19 protein-coding genes and 1 other RNA gene are annotated in these 21,362 nt (G+C 67.7%); 10 read left to right on the forward strand and 10 right to left on the reverse strand.

Going from position 1 to position 21,362, the window contains the following annotated elements:
• Window positions 1-33: 33 nt before the first annotated feature.
• The 4 genes from C5E05_RS02110 to C5E05_RS02125 all read right to left on the reverse strand — a co-directional run bounded on the left by C5E05_RS02110 (window position 34) and on the right by C5E05_RS02125 (window position 4,530).
• Window positions 34-927 (reverse strand): SDR family oxidoreductase, encoded by an 894-nt coding sequence (locus C5E05_RS02110; protein ID WP_104241384.1) that lies wholly within the window; start codon window positions 925-927, stop codon window positions 34-36.
• A 52-nt stretch (window positions 928-979) separates the two neighbouring features.
• Window positions 980-1,780 (reverse strand): SDR family NAD(P)-dependent oxidoreductase, encoded by an 801-nt coding sequence (locus C5E05_RS02115; protein WP_104306841.1) that lies wholly within the window; start codon window positions 1,778-1,780, stop codon window positions 980-982.
• A 61-nt stretch (window positions 1,781-1,841) separates the two neighbouring features.
• Window positions 1,842-2,732: an SMP-30/gluconolactonase/LRE family protein gene (locus tag C5E05_RS02120; RefSeq protein WP_104340987.1), complete on the reverse strand. Its 891-nt coding sequence runs from the start codon at window positions 2,730-2,732 to the stop codon at window positions 1,842-1,844.
• Window positions 2,722-4,530, reverse strand: coding sequence for a glycoside hydrolase family 15 protein (locus C5E05_RS02125; RefSeq protein WP_104341192.1), 1,809 nt, complete (start codon window positions 4,528-4,530; stop codon window positions 2,722-2,724). Before C5E05_RS02125 ends, C5E05_RS02120 begins: the two co-directional genes overlap by 11 nt.
• A 210-nt stretch (window positions 4,531-4,740) precedes the next feature.
• On the opposite strand from C5E05_RS02125, the gene C5E05_RS19730 reads away from it, so the two are divergent.
• Genes C5E05_RS19730 through C5E05_RS02150 form a run of 6 tightly spaced genes read left to right on the forward strand, consistent with a single transcriptional unit; the run spans window position 4,741 to window position 11,039 of the window.
• On the forward strand, window positions 4,741-5,811 hold the full coding sequence (locus tag C5E05_RS19730) for an acyl-CoA dehydrogenase family protein (RefSeq protein WP_146081003.1): 1,071 nt from the start codon (window positions 4,741-4,743) through the stop codon (window positions 5,809-5,811).
• Window positions 5,808-7,295, forward strand: a complete 1,488-nt coding sequence (locus C5E05_RS02130; RefSeq protein WP_146081004.1) for a bifunctional PIG-L family deacetylase/class I SAM-dependent methyltransferase — start codon at window positions 5,808-5,810, stop codon at window positions 7,293-7,295. The genes C5E05_RS19730 and C5E05_RS02130 overlap by 4 nt, the downstream gene beginning before the upstream one ends.
• A 2-nt stretch (window positions 7,296-7,297) precedes the next feature.
• Window positions 7,298-8,122 (forward strand): glycosyltransferase family 2 protein, encoded by an 825-nt coding sequence (locus tag C5E05_RS02135; protein WP_181059313.1) that lies wholly within the window; start codon window positions 7,298-7,300, stop codon window positions 8,120-8,122.
• A complete protein-coding gene (locus C5E05_RS02140) occupies window positions 8,119-8,646 on the forward strand; it encodes a hypothetical protein (RefSeq protein WP_104241378.1) in 528 nt (175 codons plus the stop codon). The genes C5E05_RS02135 and C5E05_RS02140 overlap by 4 nt, the downstream gene beginning before the upstream one ends.
• Window positions 8,643-10,070 (forward strand): NAD(P)/FAD-dependent oxidoreductase, encoded by a 1,428-nt coding sequence (locus C5E05_RS02145; protein ID WP_104340990.1) that lies wholly within the window; start codon window positions 8,643-8,645, stop codon window positions 10,068-10,070. The genes C5E05_RS02140 and C5E05_RS02145 overlap by 4 nt, the downstream gene beginning before the upstream one ends.
• Before the next feature lie 30 nt (window positions 10,071-10,100).
• Window positions 10,101-11,039, forward strand: coding sequence for an aldose 1-epimerase family protein (locus C5E05_RS02150; RefSeq protein ID WP_104340991.1), 939 nt, complete (start codon window positions 10,101-10,103; stop codon window positions 11,037-11,039).
• 2 nt (window positions 11,040-11,041) lie between these two features.
• On the opposite strand, the gene C5E05_RS02155 is transcribed toward C5E05_RS02150, so the two are convergent.
• Entirely contained in the window at window positions 11,042-12,028 is a 987-nt protein-coding gene (locus C5E05_RS02155) for a LacI family DNA-binding transcriptional regulator (protein WP_181059315.1), read from the reverse strand.
• 174 nt (window positions 12,029-12,202) lie between these two features.
• Between C5E05_RS02155 and C5E05_RS02160 the strand changes: the two genes are divergently transcribed.
• The 3 genes from C5E05_RS02160 (at window position 12,203) to C5E05_RS02170 (ending at window position 15,161) form a co-directional block, all read left to right on the forward strand.
• On the forward strand, window positions 12,203-13,027 hold the full coding sequence (locus C5E05_RS02160; protein WP_104340993.1) for a Nif3-like dinuclear metal center hexameric protein: 825 nt from the start codon (window positions 12,203-12,205) through the stop codon (window positions 13,025-13,027).
• 101 nt (window positions 13,028-13,128) lie between these two features.
• Complete coding sequence (locus C5E05_RS02165; RefSeq protein WP_104241373.1) at window positions 13,129-13,863, forward strand: zinc ribbon domain-containing protein; 735 nt, start codon at window positions 13,129-13,131, stop codon at window positions 13,861-13,863.
• A 149-nt stretch (window positions 13,864-14,012) separates the two neighbouring features.
• Window positions 14,013-15,161 carry an ABC transporter ATP-binding protein gene (locus C5E05_RS02170; protein WP_104241372.1) on the forward strand — a complete coding sequence of 383 codons (1,149 nt, stop codon included), beginning with the start codon at window positions 14,013-14,015 and terminating at the stop codon, window positions 15,159-15,161.
• 200 nt (window positions 15,162-15,361) lie between these two features.
• On the opposite strand, the gene C5E05_RS02175 is transcribed toward C5E05_RS02170, so the two are convergent.
• The 3 genes from C5E05_RS02175 to C5E05_RS02185 form a co-directional block, all read right to left on the reverse strand.
• The gene (locus tag C5E05_RS02175) at window positions 15,362-16,324 is read right to left on the reverse strand and encodes a carbohydrate ABC transporter permease (protein WP_104241371.1); all 963 of its coding nucleotides are present in this window, start codon (window positions 16,322-16,324) and stop codon (window positions 15,362-15,364) included.
• On the reverse strand, window positions 16,321-17,451 hold the full coding sequence (locus C5E05_RS02180) for a carbohydrate ABC transporter permease (RefSeq protein ID WP_104241370.1): 1,131 nt from the start codon (window positions 17,449-17,451) through the stop codon (window positions 16,321-16,323). Before C5E05_RS02180 ends, C5E05_RS02175 begins: the two co-directional genes overlap by 4 nt.
• A gap of 111 nt (window positions 17,452-17,562) precedes the next feature.
• The gene (locus C5E05_RS02185; protein WP_104340994.1) at window positions 17,563-18,879 is read right to left on the reverse strand and encodes an ABC transporter substrate-binding protein; all 1,317 of its coding nucleotides are present in this window, start codon (window positions 18,877-18,879) and stop codon (window positions 17,563-17,565) included.
• Window positions 18,880-19,201: 322 nt separating this feature from the next.
• On the opposite strand from C5E05_RS02185, the gene rnpB reads away from it, so the two are divergent.
• Window positions 19,202-19,568, forward strand: an RNA gene (rnpB, locus tag C5E05_RS02190) — RNase P RNA component class A.
• A gap of 89 nt (window positions 19,569-19,657) precedes the next feature.
• Here the strand turns inward: rnpB and ppgK are convergent.
• The gene (ppgK, locus tag C5E05_RS02195) at window positions 19,658-20,440 is read right to left on the reverse strand and encodes a polyphosphate--glucose phosphotransferase (protein ID WP_104242077.1); all 783 of its coding nucleotides are present in this window, start codon (window positions 20,438-20,440) and stop codon (window positions 19,658-19,660) included.
• Window positions 20,441-20,480: 40 nt separating this feature from the next.
• Window positions 20,481-21,353, reverse strand: a complete 873-nt coding sequence (map, locus tag C5E05_RS02200) for a type I methionyl aminopeptidase (protein WP_104340995.1) — start codon at window positions 21,351-21,353, stop codon at window positions 20,481-20,483.
• Window positions 21,354-21,362: the final 9 nt, after the last annotated feature.

Here is a 21,362-nt window from a genome sequence, read left to right on the forward strand (position 1 = left end):
CCCGGGCGCCCGCTCCCGTGGGACAGGGGAGCCCTACGGTGTCGGCATGCCGCCGTTCACGTTCAGTGTCTCGCCGAGCACATAGCTCGACTCGGGCGACGCGAGGAAGACGTAAGCGGGCGCAAGCTCAGCCGGCTGACCCATGCGGCCGAGCGGTGTGTCCTCGCCGAACTCCTCGACCTTCTCCGGCGGCTGCCCGTCGGTGACCTGCAGAGGCGTCCAGATCGGTCCGGGGGCGACGGCGTTCACGCGGATGCCCTTGGGCGCGAGCTGCTGGGCGAGCGCCTTCGTGAAGGCGTTGATGGTCGCCTTCGTCGACGCGTAGTCGACGAGGATGGCCGCGGGCGAGTAGGCCTGGATCGACGTCGTGTTGATGATCGTCGAACCCGGCGGGAGGTGGGGGATCGCGGCCTTGGAGATCTCGAACATCGCGTAGACGTTGACCTTGAACGTCTCGTCGAACTGCTCGCTCGTGAGCGTCGTGAGGTCTTCGTTGAAGATCTGCTTGCCCGCGTTGTTGACGAGGATGTCGAGTCCGCCGAGCTTCGCGACCGCCGCATCCGCGAGGCCCTTGACATACTTGTCGTCGGTCAGGTCGCCGGGGAGCTGCACCACGTTGACGCCCGCGTCCTGGGCGATGGCGGTGATCCGGTCGGCGTCCTCCTGCTCCTCGGGCAGGTAGGCGATGGCGACGTCGGCGCCTTCGCGGGCGAATGCGATGACCGTGGCCGCCCCGATGCCGGAGTCGCCGCCGGTCACGAGCGCGCGACGCCCCTTGAGGCGCCCGGATCCCTCGTAGGTGCTCTCACCAAGGTCCGCCGTGTCGCGGAGCTTCGAGTCGAGGCCCGGCTCGGTCTGGTCGTCGGAGTTCGGCGAGATCTCGCTGTAGAGCTTGGTGGGGTCGGTGAAGGTGTACTGATTTGCCATGTTCGTCTCCTGTACGTGGTGTCTGTCGTGGTGTGCGGGCGCCGAGCGGCGGCTAGATCGTCGCGACCGAGCCCGAGTCGACCCGGTAGTTCGAGCCGTTCACGAACGAGGCCCGGTCTGAGCAGAGGAAGGTGATGACGGAGGCGACCTCGCTCGGCTCGCCGCGGCGGCCCAGCTCCATGTACGGTCGCTCCTCGTCGAGGAACGACTCGATCGCCTCGTCGACGTCCGTGCCGAGCTCCTTGGCGCGCTTCTCCATCATCGCGTCGGTCATCGGCGTCGAGATGAAGGCCGGGGAGACCGCGTTCACGAGCAGTCCCTCCGACGCGTAGCTGCGCGAGAGTCCTTTGGAGAGCGCGAGGATGCCGGCCTTCGCCGCGCAGTAGGGAAGCTCGTCGTCGTAGGGCTGCACCGCATCCTCAGAGGCGAGGAACACGATCCTGCCCCAACCGCCCTTGCGGAGCGAGGGGAGGAACTGCCGGACGAGCCGGACGGGACCGAGCAGGTCGATCTCGACGGTCTTCGTCCATCCCTCGTCGTCGATCTCGTGGAATAGCCCCTGCGCCCCGGTGATCCCCGCGGACTGCACGAGGATGTCGATGTCGCCCACGTGCTCCTGCACGAAGCCGTGCAGTTCGGCGAGCTCATCGAGTCGGGTGATGTCGGCCGCGTGCGCGAACAGCCTGCCGTCCGGCGCCTCGAGCTTGGCGGCCGCCTCCGCGAGTGCGTCCGGGTCCTTGTCGCTCAGGACGACGATCGCGCCCTCGTCGAGCAGCTGCCTGGCGGTCTCCCAGCCGATGCCGGAGTCCCCTCCGGTGATGAGTGCCTTCTTGCCGGTAATGCCGAGATCCATGTGCGTGTCTCCAGTCTTGGTTCGAGAAGTGACGTGCGTGGGGAAGAGAAGAATGAGGGGGTCACTGCGGGCTCGCGGATGCCCCGAAGACGTTGGCGGGGCGACCGTGACCGACGCCTTCGATGGCGAAGATCGAGCCGCTGAGGGGTGCGTCGACGAGGTCGCTCTCGGTGAGGTTCTCTCGCGCCGTTCCGACGAACAGCGTCGAGAGCCCGTCGCCGCCGAAGGCGACGGACGTGACATTCGGCGCCGGAAGGGTGAGGTCACCCAGCGGCGACGCGCTCGCGTCCCAGTGCGCCACGCGTCCAGCCCCGTAGATGCCGTTCCAGAACGAGCCGTCGACGTCCCTGGCCAGCCCGTCCGAGTTGCGCCCGTGGATAAACGGCTCCAGCTCGCCGAGGTCGTCGGGGCCAGGGCCGTAGCTCGCCCGGTAGACGGTCTGCGTCGACGTGTCGGTCACGAAGATCGTGTCGCCGGAGTCGCTCCATTCGAGGCCGTTCGTCGTGTGGAACCCACCGAGGAGCAGTCGGACGGTGCCGTCGGCGTCGAAGGTGTACAGGGCTCCATCCGCCGCGGGCGACGTGGTGTTCATCGACCCGACGACGAAGCGGCCGAACGGGTCGACCTTGCCCTCGTTGAAGCGGATGCCACCGTGGGAGTGGACGACGGAGGCGATGGTCTTCTGCAGCTCACCGTCCGGCCCGAGCACGACGATGCGGTCCTGGAGCGACGCCACGAAGCCACCCCCGGCGGCTGGCTGCACGGCGCTGACCGGGGCGGGGAGAGCGGAGACTCGGTCGTCGCTGCCGTCGCGAGCCCCGTCGAGCCTCGCCCGATGGAAGGTGCCCATCGTGATATCGACCCAGGCGAGTTCGGAGGTGCGAGCATCCCACCAGATGCTCTCGACGAGCACCGAGCGCAGCTCGCGGAAGACGGTCGGTTCACTGGTCATCTGTGGCTTCTTCCGGTGCGAGCTGTCTGATCAGGAGGGCGGCGTTGATGAGCGCGAGGTGGCTGAGCGCCTGCGGGAGGTTGCCCCAGAAGGCACCGTCGCCGGTGGCGATCATCTCGGCGAGCAGCCCGACGTCGTTGGTCTGCTCGACGAGCTCGTCCATTGCCGCGATCGCCTCCGAGGAACGGCCGACGCAGGCGAGCGCCGAGACCCGCCAGAAGGCGCAGGCGACGAAGGTGTGCTCTTCGCTGGCGACTCCCGAGTACCGGTAGAGGAGAGCGCCGTGGCCGAGTTCCCTGCTCAGTGCGTCGATGGTGGACGACATGCGCTCACCGCGATCGAAGCCGCTCGGCGCGTGGAGCAGCACAGAGGCGTCGAGGCGATCCGAGCCGGGATGCATGACGTAGCTGGCGAGCTCCTCAGACCAGCAGTGCTCCAGCGTCCACGCTCGGATGCGCTCCCGTTCCGCTCGCCAGCGGTCGACGTCTCCTTCGATGTGCGCGCCCTCCGCGAGCGCGATCGCGTCGTTGAGCGCTTGCCAGCACCCCATCTTGGAGGAGGTGTAGTGCTGTTCTTCGCCGAGTTCCCACATTCCTGCGTCTCGCTTGCGCCAGTCGTCGCAGGCCTTGTCGGCCACCTTGGCGAGGAGTCGTGCGGTTTCGACGTCGAGGAGGTTGCCGTCTTCGACATAGGTGCGGCTGATGGCGATGAGGTCGCCGTAGATGCCGAGCTGCAGCTGCCCTTGCGCGGGGTTTCCCGTCACGACGGGGCCGTTGCCGCGCCATCCGGGGACGTCGTACTTCTCGACGCCCGCGCACGTCTCGCCGTTGAGCGAGTACATGACGTAGATGTCCGGGCCCTGCTCGCGGATGGTGCGCAGCAGCCAGGAGATGGCCGCGTGCGTCTCCTCTCTGAGTCCGAACCAGACGAGGGCGTGCGCGGTGTAGGCGAGGTCGCGGATCCAGGCGAACCGGTAGTCCCAGTTCTTGCCGCCTGCCGGGTTCTCGGGCAGCGACGACGTCCCCGCCGCGGCGATAGCACCCGTGGGACTGTAGATGAGGAGCTTCAGCGCCAGCGCGCTGCGCTGCACCTGCTTGGACCATGGGCCTTCATAGGAGAACTCCTCGGACCAGCTCAGCCAGCTCTCGATGGTTCGGTCGATGCCCTTGTCGACGTTCTCCGGCTCGGGAACGCGGAGGGGCTCACCCTCGGTGGCGGTCAGGACCAGCAGGTGCCGCGAGTCGAGGGCGGTCGTGAACCCGCCGCGGAGCTCGACCTCCTCCGCGCCGCTGCGCGGGTCGGCGCTCTCGGGGCCGTGCTCGCTGCCGACGACGGCGAGGGAGAGCTCGCCGCAGCGGATGATGGTGTGCTGACCGACGCGGTCGAGCCACGGGGATCTGGTGCCGAGCATCGTGCCGGGTACGACGCGCCAGGTGAACTCGACGCTGCCTTCGATGCCGTCGATTCGTCGGGCGAGCTCGGCCCAGGGCAGGCGCCCGGCGACGCCCGTGACCATGGCGTCGGTGACGCGTGCCACACCGCTCTCGCTCGTGTAGGTGGTCTCGAGCACGTTGGTCTGCTCGATGTAGCGCCTCGTGGACGTGAAGTCGCCCGCGGGGGTCAGCTCGACGTACCCGCCGGTCTTGTCGTCGAGAAGGCGCGCGAAGACGGGGAGCGAGTCGAGGTTGGGCAGCGGCAGCCAGTCGACGCGTCCGTCGGGTGTGACGAGGGCGATGGTGCGCCCGTCGCCTATGGCGGCGTAGTCGCGAAGGGGGAATCCGGGGGGAGTCTGCGTCATGAGGGTCACGACGCTACGGGAAGGCTCGGTCCGCTCCGTGGGAGTTTCCTCCGCGTGCCTGAGCGCCTGCCGCTACTCGTGAGCGCGCATGGTTAACGGGTCGCTCGCCTGGTGTCAACCCTCCTGTGACCTCACGGTCGGCGTGCGTAGCGTGCTGTGGACCGGGGAGTGCAGCATCCCGCCGTTGGGTATGGCTGGAGGGAGAACAGGGTGCTCGAGTTCATGGGCAGGATCGGGGTCGACGCCGACTTCTGGGACGGCAGCGCCCGGCTCCTCGAGGCCGCCGAGGAGTGCGCAGGGGACGCCCCGCAGATGCTCGGCGCCCTGCGCGAGCTCCCTCCTGTCCCAGTGCCTGGACGCGGTCGCACTCGCTCGCTGCTGCATCTGCTGTCGAGCATCGCCGCGATCGATCTCACCGCCGCCCGTGTCGTCGAGCCGCACTTCGACGCCGCCGCGATCCTCGCGCAGACGGGGGCGGAAGTCGGACGCGGTGAAGCCTGGGGTGTCTTCGCTTCTGCGTCGCCGGTGGCTGTCCGCTGGCTTCCGGGGGCAGACTCGCACAGCGTGGCCGAGGGTGCAGACGCTGAGCTGACCGGCACCAAGCGCTGGTGCTCGCTCGCAGCGAAACTCGATCGCGCCCTCGTCACCGCGTCGGATTCGATGGGGGAGTGGATGTTCGTGGTCGACCTCCGGCAGGCGGCGGTGGTGCCGCGCGGCGGCGGGGCACCCTTGACCGGCCTCCGTGGAGTGCCGAGCGGGCCGGTCGATCTCCACTCGGCGACTGCGAGAGCCGTGGGGGATGTCGCCGACTGGTACACCTCGCGTCCGGGGTTCGCTTGGGGTGGGATCGCCGTTGCCGCCGTGTGGTTCGGGGGAGCGGTGGCCCTCGGGCGTGCGCTCGAACGCGCTGTGGGCGGCAGGGAACCGGACCAGCTCGGTCTCGCCTGGCTCGGTGAGGCAGATCGTCTGCTGCACGGCGTCCAGGTCCAGCTCGACGACGCCGCCGACCGCATCGACGCGGGGAGCGCCGACTGGGCGCTTGCTCAACGGGTGCGCGGGAACACCGCCTCCGCCTGTTGGCGCCTGCTGGCACTCTGCGGAGAGGCCATGGGGCCTGGCCCCCTCGCCTTCGACGCCACGCACGCACGACGGGTCGCCGACCTCACCATGTATCTCAGCCAGCATCACGGAGCCCGCGACGACGCAGCTCACGGGCAGCAGCTCGCGGCCGCGCTGCACCGCTCCTCCGAAGCCCCATCGATCTCGGGGGACGACTCGTGATCGGCGCCGCATCGGTGGAGTTCACGCATCTGGACACGGGGACACCAGAGGCAGCCTGGCGGGAAGCCGGTATCGAGCACCTTCCGACCCTCGCGCTGGAAGATGCACTCGGTCCGGAGACGCTGCTCATCGTCGGAGCCGCGCACCCCGACGACGAGTGCCTCGGCGCCGCCGGCCTCATCCTCAGGGCACTCGCGGCCGGAGCCGCCGTGCGCGTCCTGCTGTGCACCTGGGGCGAGGCCTCGCACCCAGCTTCGCCGAGCGTCCAGCCCCCGGCGCTCGCCGAGCTGCGACGAGCAGAGTTCCACGAGGCACTCCGACGGCTCCGCACGAGTCCGTCCGCGGGGTCCGAGGCCACCGGCGGCCAGACGGGCTCCATCGAGTCGGTCGAGCTCGGCCTCGGCGACGGCCAGCTCTCGCAGTCCACCGACCTCATCGCAGACGCCGCAGCGAAGATGGTCCGGGATTCGCCGGCACAGCGTGTCGTCATCGCCGCGCCCTACCGGAGAGACGGACACACGGATCACGACACCGTCGGTGCCGCGCTCGCGCGGGCCGCCGCCGAGTCCGGCGCGCTGCTCCTCGAGTTTCCGATCTGGTTCTGGCACTGGGCACACCCCGCGCGCGACAGCGAGTGGCGTCACTGGATGCGACTTCCACTCGCTGCGGCGGAGACCAAGGCCAAGGCGGCCGCCCTCGACGCGCATGTCTCGCAGCTGTACGCGCTCTCCAACGAGATCGGCGATGAGACGGTGCTCGGGGCCAGCCAGGTCGAGCACTTCTCGAGGAGCTTCGAGGTCTTCCGGGTGACGGCGAGCGCGACGCGCGACGCCGGCTCGGCGAGTCACACGTTCGATGGCGTCCATGCAGACGCGGACGACCCTTGGGACCTTCGATCCAGCTGGTACGAGCGGCGCAAGCTCGCCCTCATGGTCGGGATGCTGCCCGACGAGACATACCGGCGCGCCCTCGAGATCGGCTGCTCCATCGGCGAGAGCACCGCAGCACTCGCTGTGCGGTGCGATCACCTGCTCGCCGTCGACGCGAGTGCCACCGCCCTCGGCCTCGCCGCGGCGAGACTCGCCGATCTCACGGGCGTCGATCTGGCCAAGGCAACCCTGCCGCACGAATGGGACAGACTCGGTCTCGGACCCGGTCAGCTCGATCTCGTCATCGTCTCCGAGACCGGCTACTACCTGGCGGAGGACGAGCTCTGCGAGCTCCTCGCCAACTCCCGCCGAGCCCTCTCGCCGACCGGCGTGCTCGTACTCTGCCACTGGCGTGGTCCGATCGACGGCTGGCCGCTCGACGGCGACCGAGTGCACGCCCTCGCAGCACGACTCGGCATGCGCAGCCTCGCCTCCTACTCAGAGGACGAGACCCTCATCGATATCTACGAGAACGGGATGCCGCCGAGCGGTGGCTCCTGCTTCGCCGCCGCTGCAGCCTCTGGTGCGCAGCAGTCTGCGAGCGCTGCCGGATGACGGTGACGAGTCCAGTGAGCGGTTCGGCGACCGGTGCGGGGAACTCGCGCACCCCCATCCGCGATCTGCGGATCGTGGTGCCCGCTCGCGACGAAGCGGAGACGCTGGCCGAGTGCCTCGCCGCGTTGACGGTCGCGATGGACTCGATCCGCTGCGCGAGCGCAGGTGTTCGGGTGCAGCTGGTCCTCGTCCTGGACAGCTGCCGCGACGCGAGCGCGCGGATCGCGGCCCGAGCCTCCGAGCGGGACGAGCGCATCCGCGTGATCGAGGGCCTGCACGGCTCTGTCGGCGAAGCCAGACGAGCGGGGGTGAGGGCCGCCCTCAGCCTCAGCTCCGGGGGCGACCCGACAGCCGTCGACCCGACCTCGACGTGGATCGCCTCCACCGATGCCGACTCCGCCGTGCCGCGGGGCTGGCTGCTCACACAGCTCGAGTTCGCCGACGCAGGCATCGACCTCCTGCTGGGGACGGTGAACGTCGAACCCCAGTCGGATGCTCCGCACGTCGAGGCCGGGTGGCGTCGGGACTACTCGAGCGTCGAAGGGCACCCGCACATCCACGGTGCCAACCTCGGCGTCCGGGCCTCGGCCTACCTCGCCGCCGGTGGGTTCCCTCCGATCCGGGAACACGAGGACACCGGCCTCGCCGCCGCGGTCAGCGCGTGCGGCTTCACCGTGCATTCGACGGCTAGCTCACCCGTCCTGACATCGGGACGGCAACGCGGACGCACGCCGGGCGGCTTCGCTGGCTACCTGGAAGACCTGTGCGCCCCGAATCTCGAGCCACGAGACAATCGGGATACGGCAAGCGAGAGGAGCAGGGCATGACAACGGCACGAGGATTCGACCACGACGTCTACGCGGGGTATCTCAACGCGCACCTCCTGGCCTCGGAGGCGGGGCTGCGCGCATTCAAGTCAGCCAAGGCAACGTGGGCCGGATCGCCGCACGAGCAGACGATGCGGTTGCTCATCGCCCACATCGCGGCCGACCGCCGCGACCTGGCGTCGCTCATCGATCAGCTCGGCTACCGCGAGTCATTCCTGAAGCTCTGGCTCACGAACGCGGCGCGCGTGGCCGGCACATTCAACCCGGTGAACATCCTGCGCCTCAGGCAGCGCCCGAGCACGCAGCTCGAACTCGACACCCTCACCGGCATGGTGCGCGCCAAGCTCTCCATGTGGGAGGCGCTCATCGCAGTGCAGCCCCGGGACCCGCGACTCGTGCTCTCCGGCTTGCAGGAACTCGAAGCGCGTGCGCACACCCAGATCGAGCTCATCCAGAGCATCAGCCGCGACTCCGTCGAGGAACGATTCCTCGAGCAGGACCCACGGGCGGGCGCAGGGCGGTGAGCCGCCGAGCGGTTGTCGTCGGGGCGGGTCCCAACGGACTCACAGCTGCAGCGCTCCTTGCGAGGCGCGGCGTCGAGGTCACCGTGTACGAGCGGGACCCCCAGATCGGAGGAGCGGCGAGGTCCGCCGAGCTGTTCGGGCCCGGTTTCGTGAGCGACCTCGGGGCTGCGGCGCATCCCTTCGGCGTCGCGAGCCCGGCGTTTCGCGAGCTTGAGCTCGAGCAGAACGGGCTCGAATGGGTGCAGCCCGAGATCCCGATGGCGCACCCGCTGCCAGGCGGCCGCGCGGCGATGCTGCACAGGGACATCGAACGCACGGCCCAGGAGCTCGGCGTCGACGGCCCCAACTGGCGACGCCTGCACGAGCACTTCTCGCACCATCCCTTCGAGACGGTGGAGAACGCGATGGGTCCGCTCCTGCGAATTCCCCCGCATCCCGTCGACATGGTGCGACTCGGGGTCTTGGGGGCCCTGCCGGCGGCGACGCTCGCGAACCTCGTCTTCCGAAGCGGCGCGGCCAAGGCACTCCTCGCCGGCTCCTCGGCGCACGCGACGCTGCCGCTCACCCGACCGCTGACATCGGCGTTCGGCATCGCCTTCGGCGCCCTCGGCCACAGCACCGGGTGGCCCGTGGCGAAGGGCGGATCGGCGAGCATCACGGATGCGCTCGCCAGGGTGCTGCTCGCCAACGGCGGCCGCATCGAGACCAACGCAGAGGTCACCGACCTTCGCGACCTCCCGCGGGCTGACGCCGTCCTCCTCGACCTCACGCCGAAGCAGATCCTCCGCATCGCCCCCGAGCAGCTGGAGTCGCGCTATGCCGCTCACCTCGCACGATGGAAGTATGGGGCTGGCGTGCACAAGATCGACTACCTGCTCGACGGGCCCGTGCCGTGGGAGGACGCGCGGGTCGCGTCCGCCGGCACCGTGCACGTCGGCGGGGAGTTCCGGCAGATCATCGAGGCCGAACGCGACATCAACCGCGGGCGCATGCCGGAGAAGCCGTTTGTCATGGTCACGCAGCAATCTGCTGCGGACGCGAGCAGGACACACGATGGCAGGCAGGTCCTCTGGTCGTACGCGCACGTCCCGAACGGGACAGCGCTCGACGTGCGCCCAGCCCTCGAAGCACAGATCGAACGCTTCGCGCCAGGATTCGCAGACGTGGTCCTCGAACGTCGAGAGTGGTCGCCGAGCGCGCTCGAAGCGTGGAACCCGAACCTGGTCGGCGGTGACATCGGCGGCGGTTCGATGGCGGGCACGCAGCAGCTGTTCCGGCCGGCGCCCTCGCTGCATCCCTACCGCGCCGGACGACGGGGACTCTACGTGTGCTCGTCGTCGACGCCGCCCGGGGGCGGGGTCCACGGCATGCCGGGTCTGCACGCTGCACGCGCCGTGATGCGCGATTGGGCACGCCGCGACTGAGCCGTCGGCGCGTCCCGCTACGGTAGACGCATGCATCCACCAGTCACCGGTCCCCAGCACGAGGTTGTGAGCGGACGAGTCCGCGTCAAGGTCGGCCGGGTCGCTGCGGTGCTCCGTTCCCTCGAGGTCGGCGGCGTGCAGCTCGTCGAGGACTTCGGCGACGATGTCCTCCCACCCTTCGGCGCTGGCCTGACGCTGTTCCCCTGGCCGAACAGGGTCAGGGATGGCCGATGGGCGCACGACGGGAAGACGCAGCAGCTCGACATCACGGAGCCAAGCAAGGGCAATGCCTCGCATGGTCTTCTGCGCAACACGGAGTACGCGGTCGTCGGAGAGACAGGCTCGGGCCTCGAACTCTCCGCGACGGTGTTCCCGCAGCACGGCTGGCCCTTCACGCTCCGCCACACGGTGCGGTACGAGGCCGTCGACGACGGCCTCGTCGTCACGCACACGGTCGCCAATCTCGGCACGCAGAAGGCGCTCTTCGCGGTCGGAGCTCACCCGTACTTCCGCGTCGGAGAGGAGCCGATCGCCGATCTCGTCGTCAGCGCCGACCTCGTCGAGCGCGTGCTGCTCGATGATCGACTGCTCCCGGTCGGAACCGAGCCCGTCGTGTCGGGAGGAACGTTCGACCTTCGTGCGGGTCGCAGGGTGGGCGATCTCGACCTCAACTACGCCTTCCGCGTCCGCCCTTCCGGTGACCGCACGCTGCTGACCGTCGAGTCCGCGGCCGGGGCCCGCCTCGAGCTCTGGGGCGACGCCGACTTCCGGCACCTCCAGCTCTACACGCCCGCCGACTTCCCCCGCCCCGAAGAGCACCACGGAGGCACTGGTCTTGCGTTCGCCGCGGAGCCGATGACGTCACCACCGGACGCCCTCAATTCGGGCGTCGACCTCATCGAGCTCGACGTCGCGCAGGTCTGGAGCAGTTCGTGGGGAGTTCGCTTCTCACCGGCAGACGAGAGCTGAGCTCAGACGCCCTTGCCCGAAGAACGGCGGACGACGAGCCGCGGTTCGACGAGCAGTTCCTGCGGCAGCGATTCGCTGCCCGCCTCGGCCTCGATGAGCCACCTCGCGGCTTCTCGTCCGATGACCCCGTTGTGCGGGTCGACGGAGGTGAGCGAGACACCGGCGATGGATGCGAGGAACGAGTTGTCGTAGCCCGTGAGCGCCACGTCGTCCGTCGTCAGGCCGCGCTCCTCGAGCGCACGTTGTACGCCGAGGGCGGCAAGGTCGTTTGGTGCGATGATCGCGGTCGGCGGGGTCGCACGGGACAGCAGGCTCGTCGCCGCGACGTAGCCTCCGAGCTCGGTGAAGTCGCTCTCCTGGACCTGCACGTGTCCGGCGAGTCCGTGCGCCGTCATCGCTTCCTCGTACGCTTCCGCCCGGCTGCGGCCGGCGGCGGCAAGCCCTCCGAGATGCGCGATGTCGCGGTGGCCGAGGGAGGTCAGGTGCTCGACCAGGAGGGCGAGGCCCTTGCGGTCGTCGGTACGCACGCAGCCCGCGTTCGGCAGCCCTTCGGCAAGGCCGGATGCCACGACGACGGGACGATCCTCCGCGAGAGCACCGAGCGAGGCGGCATCAGGAAGGGAGCCGGCGATGAGGACGCTCCTCGGCCGCAGATCGCTGAGCGTCGCGATCGTGCCCTCGTCGAGCTGGCGCACGGTCCCAGACTCGGGCAGCACGGCGGTTGTCATCAGCCCGCGCCGACCCGCCCGGTCGAACTCCAGGCTCGCCGCGTCGATGATCTCCGCGAACACGGGGTTGATCGGGTCTGCCACGAGAATCCCGATGAAGTCGCTCATGTTGGTCGCCAGCGACCTGGCCAGCAGATTCGGTCGGAACCCCAGCTCGTCGGCGGCTGCGAGCACACGGCTCTTCCGCGCCTCGCTGACCTTCTCCGGATCGCTGTACACGAGCGAGACGAGCGACTTGGACACGCCGGCAACCGCCGCCACGTCGCGAATCGTAGGACGCTTTGCGGGATTTGGGACAGCACGACGCTGTTGCTCTGACAAGAGGTCTCCTGGGGGAAACTCTGGGAGAAGGGCTCCGGGGGAGGGAGCTTCGGAGTGCTAACACTACGCGGAAAGTGCGGCACCGGACGGCAGCACCGCCGGTAGAATCGCCCCATGGTGACCCGACTGCGCGACGTGCTCATTTTCGGAGAGCGGAACTGGCCCTCGTCAGGAGCGGAGTCCTGGGACTCGGTCGGTCTCGTCTCCGGCGCGCTCGACGCTGAGGTGGGCCGCATCCTCCTCGCAGTCGATGCCGCCCAGCTGACCGTGAGTGAAGCCGTCGACACATCCGCCGACCTCCTGCTCGTGCATCATCCGCTGCTTCTGCGAGGCGTCACGACCGTGGCGGAGTCGAGCGCGAAGGGCTCGCTCCTCGCGCAGCTCATCCGCGCGGACTGCGCGCTTCTCGCAGCGCACACGAACGCCGACGTCGTGGAGACCGGCACGTCGGCGGCACTCGCCGCTGCGCTCCGGCTCGAGCAGGTCACGCCGATCGTGCCGTCCGCAGACAACCTCGACCGCGGCCTCGGACGCGTCGGCGTCCTCCCGCAGCCCATGACGCTCGGGGCGCTCGCACGGGCTCTCGCGGGCATACTGCCGGCAACCGCGACGGGGATCCGAGCAGCGGGCTCCTTCGACCGCCTCGTCGAGACCGTCGCGCTGTGCGGCGGAGCCGGCGACTCGCTGCTCGAGGACCCGAAGGTCGTCGGGGCCGACGTCTACATCACGAGCGATCTTCGCCACCACCCGGCCTCGGAGTCGCTCGAGCAGACACTCGCACGCGGTCGGGGGCCCGCACTCATCGACACCTCGCACTGGGCGAGCGAGTGGCTGTGGCTCGACCATGCTGCTCGTGAGCTGCGCGCGGAATTCCCGCAACTCGACGTCGAGGTGTCCGAGCTCCGCACCGACCCGTGGGAGTTCGCCATTCCCCAGTAGTGCGCGGCGGGCCACGTGCGCGCCCTGCGCGGGCGGCACACGACTTCACGACAGAATGAGGGAACTATGAACGACAACCAAGACATGAACCGGGGCCAGGCATGAAGGCCAGCGAAGCAGACCAGCGCCGTCTGCTCGACCTGGCCGAGGTCGACACCAAGCGCCGCCGTGTGCAGCACGTCGCGAAGAACCTGCCAGAGCAGCACCACCTGAACGCCCTCGACGAGGAACGGACGAAGCACCGCGCTGAGGTCGTGCAGCTGCTCGGGCAGCTCGAGGACTCGCGCAGCGAACTCAAGAAGATCGAGTCGGATGTGGAGACTGTCGAGGCGCGTCTGAAGCGCGACAACGACCGGCTGCAGGGTGCGTCGAGCCGGAAGGACATCGAGGCGCTGCAGCGCGAGATCGAGGTGCTCCAGCGGCGCCGCACGATCCTCGAGGACGGCGAGCTCGTGGTCATGCAGCGCGTGGAGGAGCAGACCGCGGCGCACGAGGGCGCGCTCGAATCGCAGCGAAGCGTCGAAGACCGCGCGCGGGAGCTCACGGTGCTGCGCGACGCCGCTCGCGACAACCTCAAGGGCGAGTACCGTGTCCTCTCCGAGCAGCGGGCGAGCGTCCTCGCGAGCCTGCCGGCTGACCTCGTCGCGCTGTACGAGAAGCAGCGTGAGCGCTACGGCGTCGGCGCGGCCGAGCTCATCGGCAACATCACGACCGGAACCAACGTGGCTCTCGACCGGCCCGAGCTCGAGAAGATCCGCCGCGCCGCGCCGGATGACGTCGTGATCTGCCCGGACTCTGGCGCCGTCCTGGTCCGCACGGAGAAGTCCGCGCTCTGATCTGAGAAAGTCGAGCGCCCGCCGCTGAGTTCTGACATACTCAGTGGCGGAGCGCCGACGGCGTCGCTTGAAGTGAAACGCATCGTTGCTCCTCAACTATTACTACGGATCGTCCGGCACGTACCTGCCGGTAATGAGGGAGTACTCCTATGGCAACTGTGACCTTTGAAAGCGCATCGCGCGTCTACACCGAGGGCGCTCGTCCCGCGGTCGACAGCCTGGATCTCGAGATCGACGACGGAGAGTTCCTCGTCCTCGTCGGACCATCCGGCTGCGGCAAGTCGACATCGCTGCGCATGCTGGCAGGGCTCGAAGAGGTGAATCACGGCCGCATCCTGATCGGCGACCGCGACGTCACGCACCTCCCGCCCAAGGACCGCGATATCGCCATGGTGTTCCAGAGCTACGCGCTCTACCCGCACATGACGGTCGGCGAGAACATGGGCTTCGCGCTCAAGATCGCTGGCATCAACAAGGAAGAGCGCGCCAAGCGTGTCCTCGAGGCCGCCAAGATCCTCGACCTCGAGCCGTACCTCGACCGCAAGCCGAAGGCGCTCTCCGGTGGTCAGCGTCAGCGTGTCGCCATGGGTCGCGCCATCGTGCGCAGCCCCCAGGTCTTCCTCATGGATGAGCCGCTCTCCAACCTCGACGCGAAGCTCCGTGTGCAGACGCGTACGCAGATCGCGAGCCTCACCCGCCGCCTCGGCGTCACAACGGTCTACGTCACGCACGACCAGACCGAGGCCCTCACGATGGGTGACCGCATCGCGGTCCTCAAGGACGGGGTCCTCCAGCAGGTCGGAACGCCGCGCGAGCTCTACGCGAAGCCGAAGAACGTCTTCGTCGCCGGCTTCATCGGCAGCCCGTCGATGAACATCTTCGGTGCCGACCTCACCTCAGAGGGCGTGCGCTTCGGAACCGACGTCATCCCGCTCGAGCGCGCCACGCTGGCAAAGCTCAAGTCCGGTACCGCCACGGTCGGAGTCCGCCCCGACGACATCATCATCTCGCGCGAGGAGAAGCCGGGCCTCAAGGTCGAGGTCGACCTCGTCGAGGAGCTGGGCGCTGAGGGCTACCTCTACGGCCACTCGATCATCGACGGAACGCGCACAGACATCGTCGCTCGCGTCGACGGCCGCAGCCACCCTGAGGTGGGCGAGACGATCTACGTCACCACGGACAACGACCACATCCACATCTTCGACCCGGAGACCGAGCAGCGCATCAGCGGTGCGCTCACGGAGGCCATCCGCCTGCAGGAGGCGAACGACGCTCTCGCGAGCGGAGCCGCCAACTAGCACGCTTCTCCAGAGCGGCGAACGCCCTCCCCAGATCACAGATCTGGGGAGGGCGTTCTGCTGTGCGACCGAGGAGATGCGTCGGTATGGGAGAGCGAGGGAGCGGGCACCACGAACTGCTGCGTCAGCGCACGACTGAGGGGGAGCCGGCTGGCTCCCCCTCAGTCGTGTGATGCGAGCGCCCGAGGGCGCCGACGGGATTAGCCCTTCGTGGATCCTGCCAGCAGGCCGCGGACGAAGTAGCGCTGCAGCGAGAAGAACACGATGAGGGGCACGAGGATGGAGAGGAACGCACCAGCCGTGAGGAGCGGCCATTCCTGACCACGCGAACCCGTGATCTCGGCGAGCAGCTTCGTCATGGGGGCCACCGCACCGTCCGCGAAGACGAGCGCGACCAGCAGATCGTTCCAGACCCAGAGGAACTGGAAGATGCCGAACGAGGCCACGGCGGGCAGCGTCAGCGGCACGATGATGCGGAAGAAGATCTGGCCGTGGCTCGCACCGTCGACGCGAGCTGCCTCGATGACCTCACGCGGGATCTCCGAGATGAAGTTGTGCAGCAGGAAGATGGCGAGCGGCATGGCGAAGATCGAGTGAGCGATCCACACCTGTGCGAAGCCAGCATCTGCTCCGAACGCGGCGATCACGGGGACACCGAAGATCTCACCGCGGGCGAAGAGCTGCAGCAGCGGCACGAGTGCCATCTGGATCGGCACGACCTGGAGGGCGAAGACGAGGATGAACAGCCAGTTCTTGCCTTTGAAGTCCATCCACGCGAACGCGTACGCGGCGAGCAGCGCGATCGCGAGCGGGATGACCGTCGCGGGGAGCGCGATGACGATGGAGTTCAGGAACGCCTGCGCCATCGTGAGCTGCGTATTGCCGGAGGCGAGCACTTCGACATAGTTGTCGAAGGTCAGGCCCCAGTTCTGGAAGATCGTCCACCAGCCGGTGCTGACGACCTCCGCCTTGGGTCGGAACGAGGAGACGAAGAGCCCGAAGGTCGGGATGGTCCACACCACGGCGATCGTGATCGCAGCGATGGTGGCCCAGCGGCTGGTGAGGTTCTTCTTCACCTTGCCGCTTGTGCTCTTCTCGCCTCGTGCGAGCTGTTCCGCCGTCTTCGTGTCGACGGGCAGTTCGACTGGAACGATGGCGCTCATCGGATCTCCCTCTGCTTCTTCATCTGGTTCGCGTTGTAGATGATGATCGGCAGCACGAGGATGAACAGCACGACCGCGAAGGCGGCCGATCGTCCGGTCTCGAAGGTCTTGAACTGCGTGTACATCTCGTTCGCGATGACGCTCGTGTCGTTCGCGCCCGCGGTCATCGTGCGAACGATGTCGAAGACCTTGAGCGAGGCGATGGAGATCGTCGTGACGACGACGACGAGCGAGGAACGGATGCCGGGGACCGTGACGTTGATGAATCGCTGCCACGGGTTGGCACCGTCGAGGGACGCGGCTTCGATCTGGTCCATCGGAACGCCCTTGATGGCGGCCGAGAGCACGACCATGGCGAAACCGGTCTGCACCCAGATGAGCACGATGATGAGGAAGAACGTGTTCAGTGGCGACTCGGCGAGGAAGTCGTATGGCTGCCCGCCGAACCAGACGATGATCTGGTTGAGGAGGCCGATCTGGTCCTGATCGGCTGGTCGTGCCGTGTACATGAACCGGAAGATGATGGACGCGCCCACGAACGAGATCGCCATGGGCATGAAGACGAGCGCCTTCAGGAACTTCTCACCACGCGACTTGTCGATGAACACGGCGTAGGCGAGGCCCGCGACTGTCGACAGGATCGGCGTCACGACGACCCAGATGATCGTGTTGAGGACGGTCCGGATTCCGCTTGGCTGCGTGAAGATCCAGATGAAGTTCTCGAGGCCGACGAAGTCGCCGGACTTGTTCGTGAACGCCTGGCCGGTGGTCTGGATGCTCGGGACGATGAGTCCGATGATCACCAGGATCAGCGCAGGTGCGAGGAAGCCGATGAGGCCGATCAGGTAGCCGGCGCCTTCACGCGACCGCTGGTCGAACCAGAAGAGCAGCGCACCGAGCAGGATGGCGACGATTGCCGCCCAGGTGTAGGTGCCGAGGATGAACACGAGTGCGACTGGGACTGCGATGCAGACGACGAGCCGCAGGATCGTGTATTTCTTGCCGGGTCGAGGGGCGAGCTCGACGAAGTAGACGATGAGCGCAACCACCGCGAGGAACGCGATGATGACGATCGGGACTTGCAGGAGTGGCGGCAGTTGGGCCAGCCACGTGAAGAAACTTGCCATTGTGACCTTCCAGGGTGGCAGACAAGCACGTGCGCGGGGGACGTCGTCGTCCGTGCGGTGGAATGCGTGTGGAGCACCCGGCGCGACGCCGAGTGCTCCACAACACGGTGCTTAGCTGGAGGGCCAGCCTGATTCGATCTGGGTGGTCACGGTGTTGACGTCCGTGCCGTTGATCCAGTCGATGATGCCCTTCCAGAACGTTCCTGCTCCCACTGCCGAGGGCATGAGGTCAGATCCGTCGAAGCGGAAGGTCGTCGCCGGGTCCTGGAGGATCGCGATGGACTCCTGCAGGATGGGGCTGGACGCGCTTGCCGGGTCGAGACCCGTGTTCGCGCTGATCACGCCTCCGAGGGAGACGCGGCTGTTCGCCCACTCAGGGCTGGAGAGGTACTCCTGGACCTTGACCGTGTCCTCGTCCGCGTTGAACGATCCCACGATCTCGCCGCCGCCCGTGACGGCGAGTTCCTTGCCCTCGACGGGCGGGGTCATGAAGGCCCAGACGTCGCCGTCCTCACCGACCGTGCCGCCCGCTTCGGTGATGAAGCCGTCGTAGAAGGAAGCCTGGTGGTGCAGCGCGCACGTGCCGTCGACGAGCTTCGCGGCTGGGTCGCCGAATGCGGTCGAGTTGATGGAGCGCACGTCGCCGAAGCCTGCGTTGACGTAGTCGGGGTTCGTGAGGATCTTGCCTGCTTCATCGAACGCGGCCTGGATGCGCGGGTCGGTGAAGGGAATCTCGTTCGCGACCCACTGGTCGTAGACCTCTGGTCCCTGCTGGCGGATGACCAGGTCTTCGATCCAGTCGGTGCCCGGCCAGCCGGTTGCGGCGTCTGAGCCGAAGCCGGCGCACCAGGGCGCGGTTCCGGTCTTGGCCTGGATCTCGCCGGTGAGCGTGATGAGCTCTTCCCACGTCTTCGGTACTTCGTATCCGTTGTCCTTGAAGAACTTCGGCGAGTACCAGACGAAGCCCTTGAGGTTCGCCATGAGTGGCGCCCCGTAGACCGTGCCGTCGTACGAGGAGTACGTCTTCCAGTCTTCCGACCAGTACTGCTCGAGGTTGCTGACGACGCCTTCCGGTGCCTCCGTGAGCAGGCCGCCACTGGCGAGGTCGCCCATGAGGCCGGGCTGCGGGAAGATTGCGATGTCCGGCGGGGTACCGCCCTGGGCTCGAACGGAGATCTGCGTCTCGAACTCCTTGGAGCCTTCGTAGACGATCTCGATGCCGTTCTCTTCCGCCCAGCCGGCCCACGATTCCTCGAGGAGCTCGGCTTCGGCGTCGACGATCGTGCCGTAGATCGTGACCTTGTTGTCGCTTGGGCCGCCCGTGCTGTCCTGCACGCCGGGGCCACCGGAACAGGCGGTCAGGGCGAGACCGGCGACTGCGAGTGCGGCAACCGATGTTGCGGCACGTCGCTTCGTGGATGTTGTCATTGAACTCCTCCTTAAGTCCTTGACTGCGAGCGAACCGCCGTTCCGGGCAGTCATTGCCCAGATTTGCTGCAAGAGCTCGTCGGTTCGGCCACGGCATTCCTGAGAGCTGCGTGTGGAAATGCCGTGCGCTTTTGGAGCGTACACGAACTCCTCAGTTGATCCACGCCGTTCACTAAGTCGTTATGAAGGGATGTCCAGCTGCGGTGAATATGGCACGTTCCTCGCTCTGACCCCTGCTCATGGAAGCATCATTCGCTCACGCTGGGTCAGGTTGTCTGGACAATTTCCGGAGCGTTCTCCAGGCACTACGATGGTGCGTGAGCAGGTCGACCAGGCGGTCGCGTCATGGGAAGCCATGCCGAGGAACGTCCGGGCTCCGCAGAGCAGGACGGTGGGTAACGCCCACCCGGGGAAACCCGCGAGACAGTGCCACAGAAAGCAGACCGCCCCGCCGCGTCCTTCGGGATGCAGGGGTAAGGGTGAAAGGGTGGGGTAAGAGCCCACCGGGCGTCTGGTGACAGGCGCCGCAAGGTAAACCTCGTCCGGAGCAAGGCCATACAGGGGATGACGACGCTGCTCGCTGAGTCCCCGGGTAGGCCGCTAGATGCACGCGGCAACGTGTGCGCGAGAGAGATGGCCGCCCCCGATTCACATCGGGACAGAACCCGGCGTATCGGTCGGCCTGCTCACTCTCTTGGTCGCGGTGCCGGGCTCGAAGCTGTTCTGGCTTGCGGCCCGGCCTCCGCCGTTCGATTCAGCGCGTGTCGAGGGTCGGGGATCAGACCCAGTGCTCGGCTGCGAGGCATGCTGAGCCGACGATGCCAGCGTTGTTCATGAACTCGGCGACGACGATGGGGGTCTCGACGTCGATGTAGTGCAGGAACTCGTCTGCCTGCTTGGAGATGCCGCCCGAGACGATGAAGACGTCGGGGGAGAAGAGCGCCTCGAGCTGACGGTAATAGGGAGTGAGTCGCGAACCCCATTCCGAGAACGACAGCTCATCGCGCTCGCGCACCTTCGACGAGGCGAACTTCTCGTAGTCGCTGTGGTCGCCGATGCTGATATGCCCGAGCTCGGAGTTCGGGAACAGGTGGCCCCCGTAGAACATGGCCGTCCCGATCCCCGTGCCGAGCGTCGTCATTATGACGCTGTCGAGTCGCCCGTGCGCCACGCCGAAGCGCACCTCCGCGATGCCGGCAGCGTCTGCATCGTTTGCGAGCGCCACTTCGCGCCCGACCGCCTCGGAGAAGGCCGCCCTGGCGGCGAAGTCGATCCAGCGCGGCGAGATGTTGGCCGCGGAGCGCGTCACCCCGTGCTTGACGATCGCGGGAACGCTGATGCCCACCGGGACGTCCGTGTCGCCGTCGAGGTCCTTGTCCCAGATCTTGCGGACGATCTCCATGGTCGCGTCGATGACCTCGCGCGGGTCGCCGCCGACCGGCGTCGGCACCTTGCGCCGCTTGGAGAGCAGCTCGCCCGTGCGGAGGTCGACGAGTGCCCCCTTGATGCCGGTGCCGCCGATGTCGATGCCGATGGCCTTGGTGGCTCTGCTCTTGCCCATGCGTGTGAGCATATCGGGAGCGGGGTGCCCGTTCGCGCCGTCAGCTCGATGGCACGGTGAGGATCCGCGGGCCGTCTGAGGTGACGACGACGGTGTGCTCCCACTGGGCGCACCGAGAGCCATCGGCGGTCACGACGGTCCAGCCGTCATCCCAGAGGCGCCAGTCCGAGGTTCCGAGCGTGAGCATCGGCTCGACGGTGAAGACCATTCCCTCTTCGATGACCGTGGTGTGCTGCGCGGAGTCGTAGTGCGGGATGATCAGGCCGGAGTGGAAGGCTCCACCGACACCGTGGCCCGTGTAGTCGCGCACGACCCCGTAGCCGAACCTGCTGGCGTACTTCTCGATGACGCGCCCGATGACGTTGACCTGCCGTCCGGGCTTGGCTGCGGCTATGCCGCGCATCATGGCCTCGTGCGTGCGCTCGACGAGCAGCCGCGACTCGTCGGCGACGTCGCCGACGAGGTACATGCGGTTCGTGTCTCCGTGCATGCCCTCGAAGTAGGCGGTGATGTCGACGTTGAGGATGTCCCCGGATTCGAGCACCGTGTCGTCTGGGATCCCGTGGCAGATCACCTCGTTGAGCGAGGTGCAGCTCGATTTCGGGAACCCGCGGTAGCCGAGCGTCGACGGATAGGCGCCTCGCGCGGTCACGAAGTCGTGCGCGATGCTGTCGAGCTCATCGGTGGTGACGCCTGGGACGGCGAACTGCTCGAGGTGCTCGAGGGCATCGGCGGCGATGGCGGATGCCCGTTCGATCCGGGCGATCTCCTCCGGCGTGTAGACGTCCCCGCCCGTCCACGTGTCCGGAGCCTGCTTGCCGACGTACGGCGGGCGGGCGATGGCGGCTGGGACGGATCTGGCCGGGGCGCTGCGGCCGGGGATGAGGAGTCCTGTGTTCGGGTCTTTCGGCATACGCTTGAG

The organism is Pseudoclavibacter sp. AY1H1 (assembly GCF_002931055.1).
GTDB lineage: Bacteria > Actinomycetota > Actinomycetes > Actinomycetales > Microbacteriaceae > Pseudoclavibacter.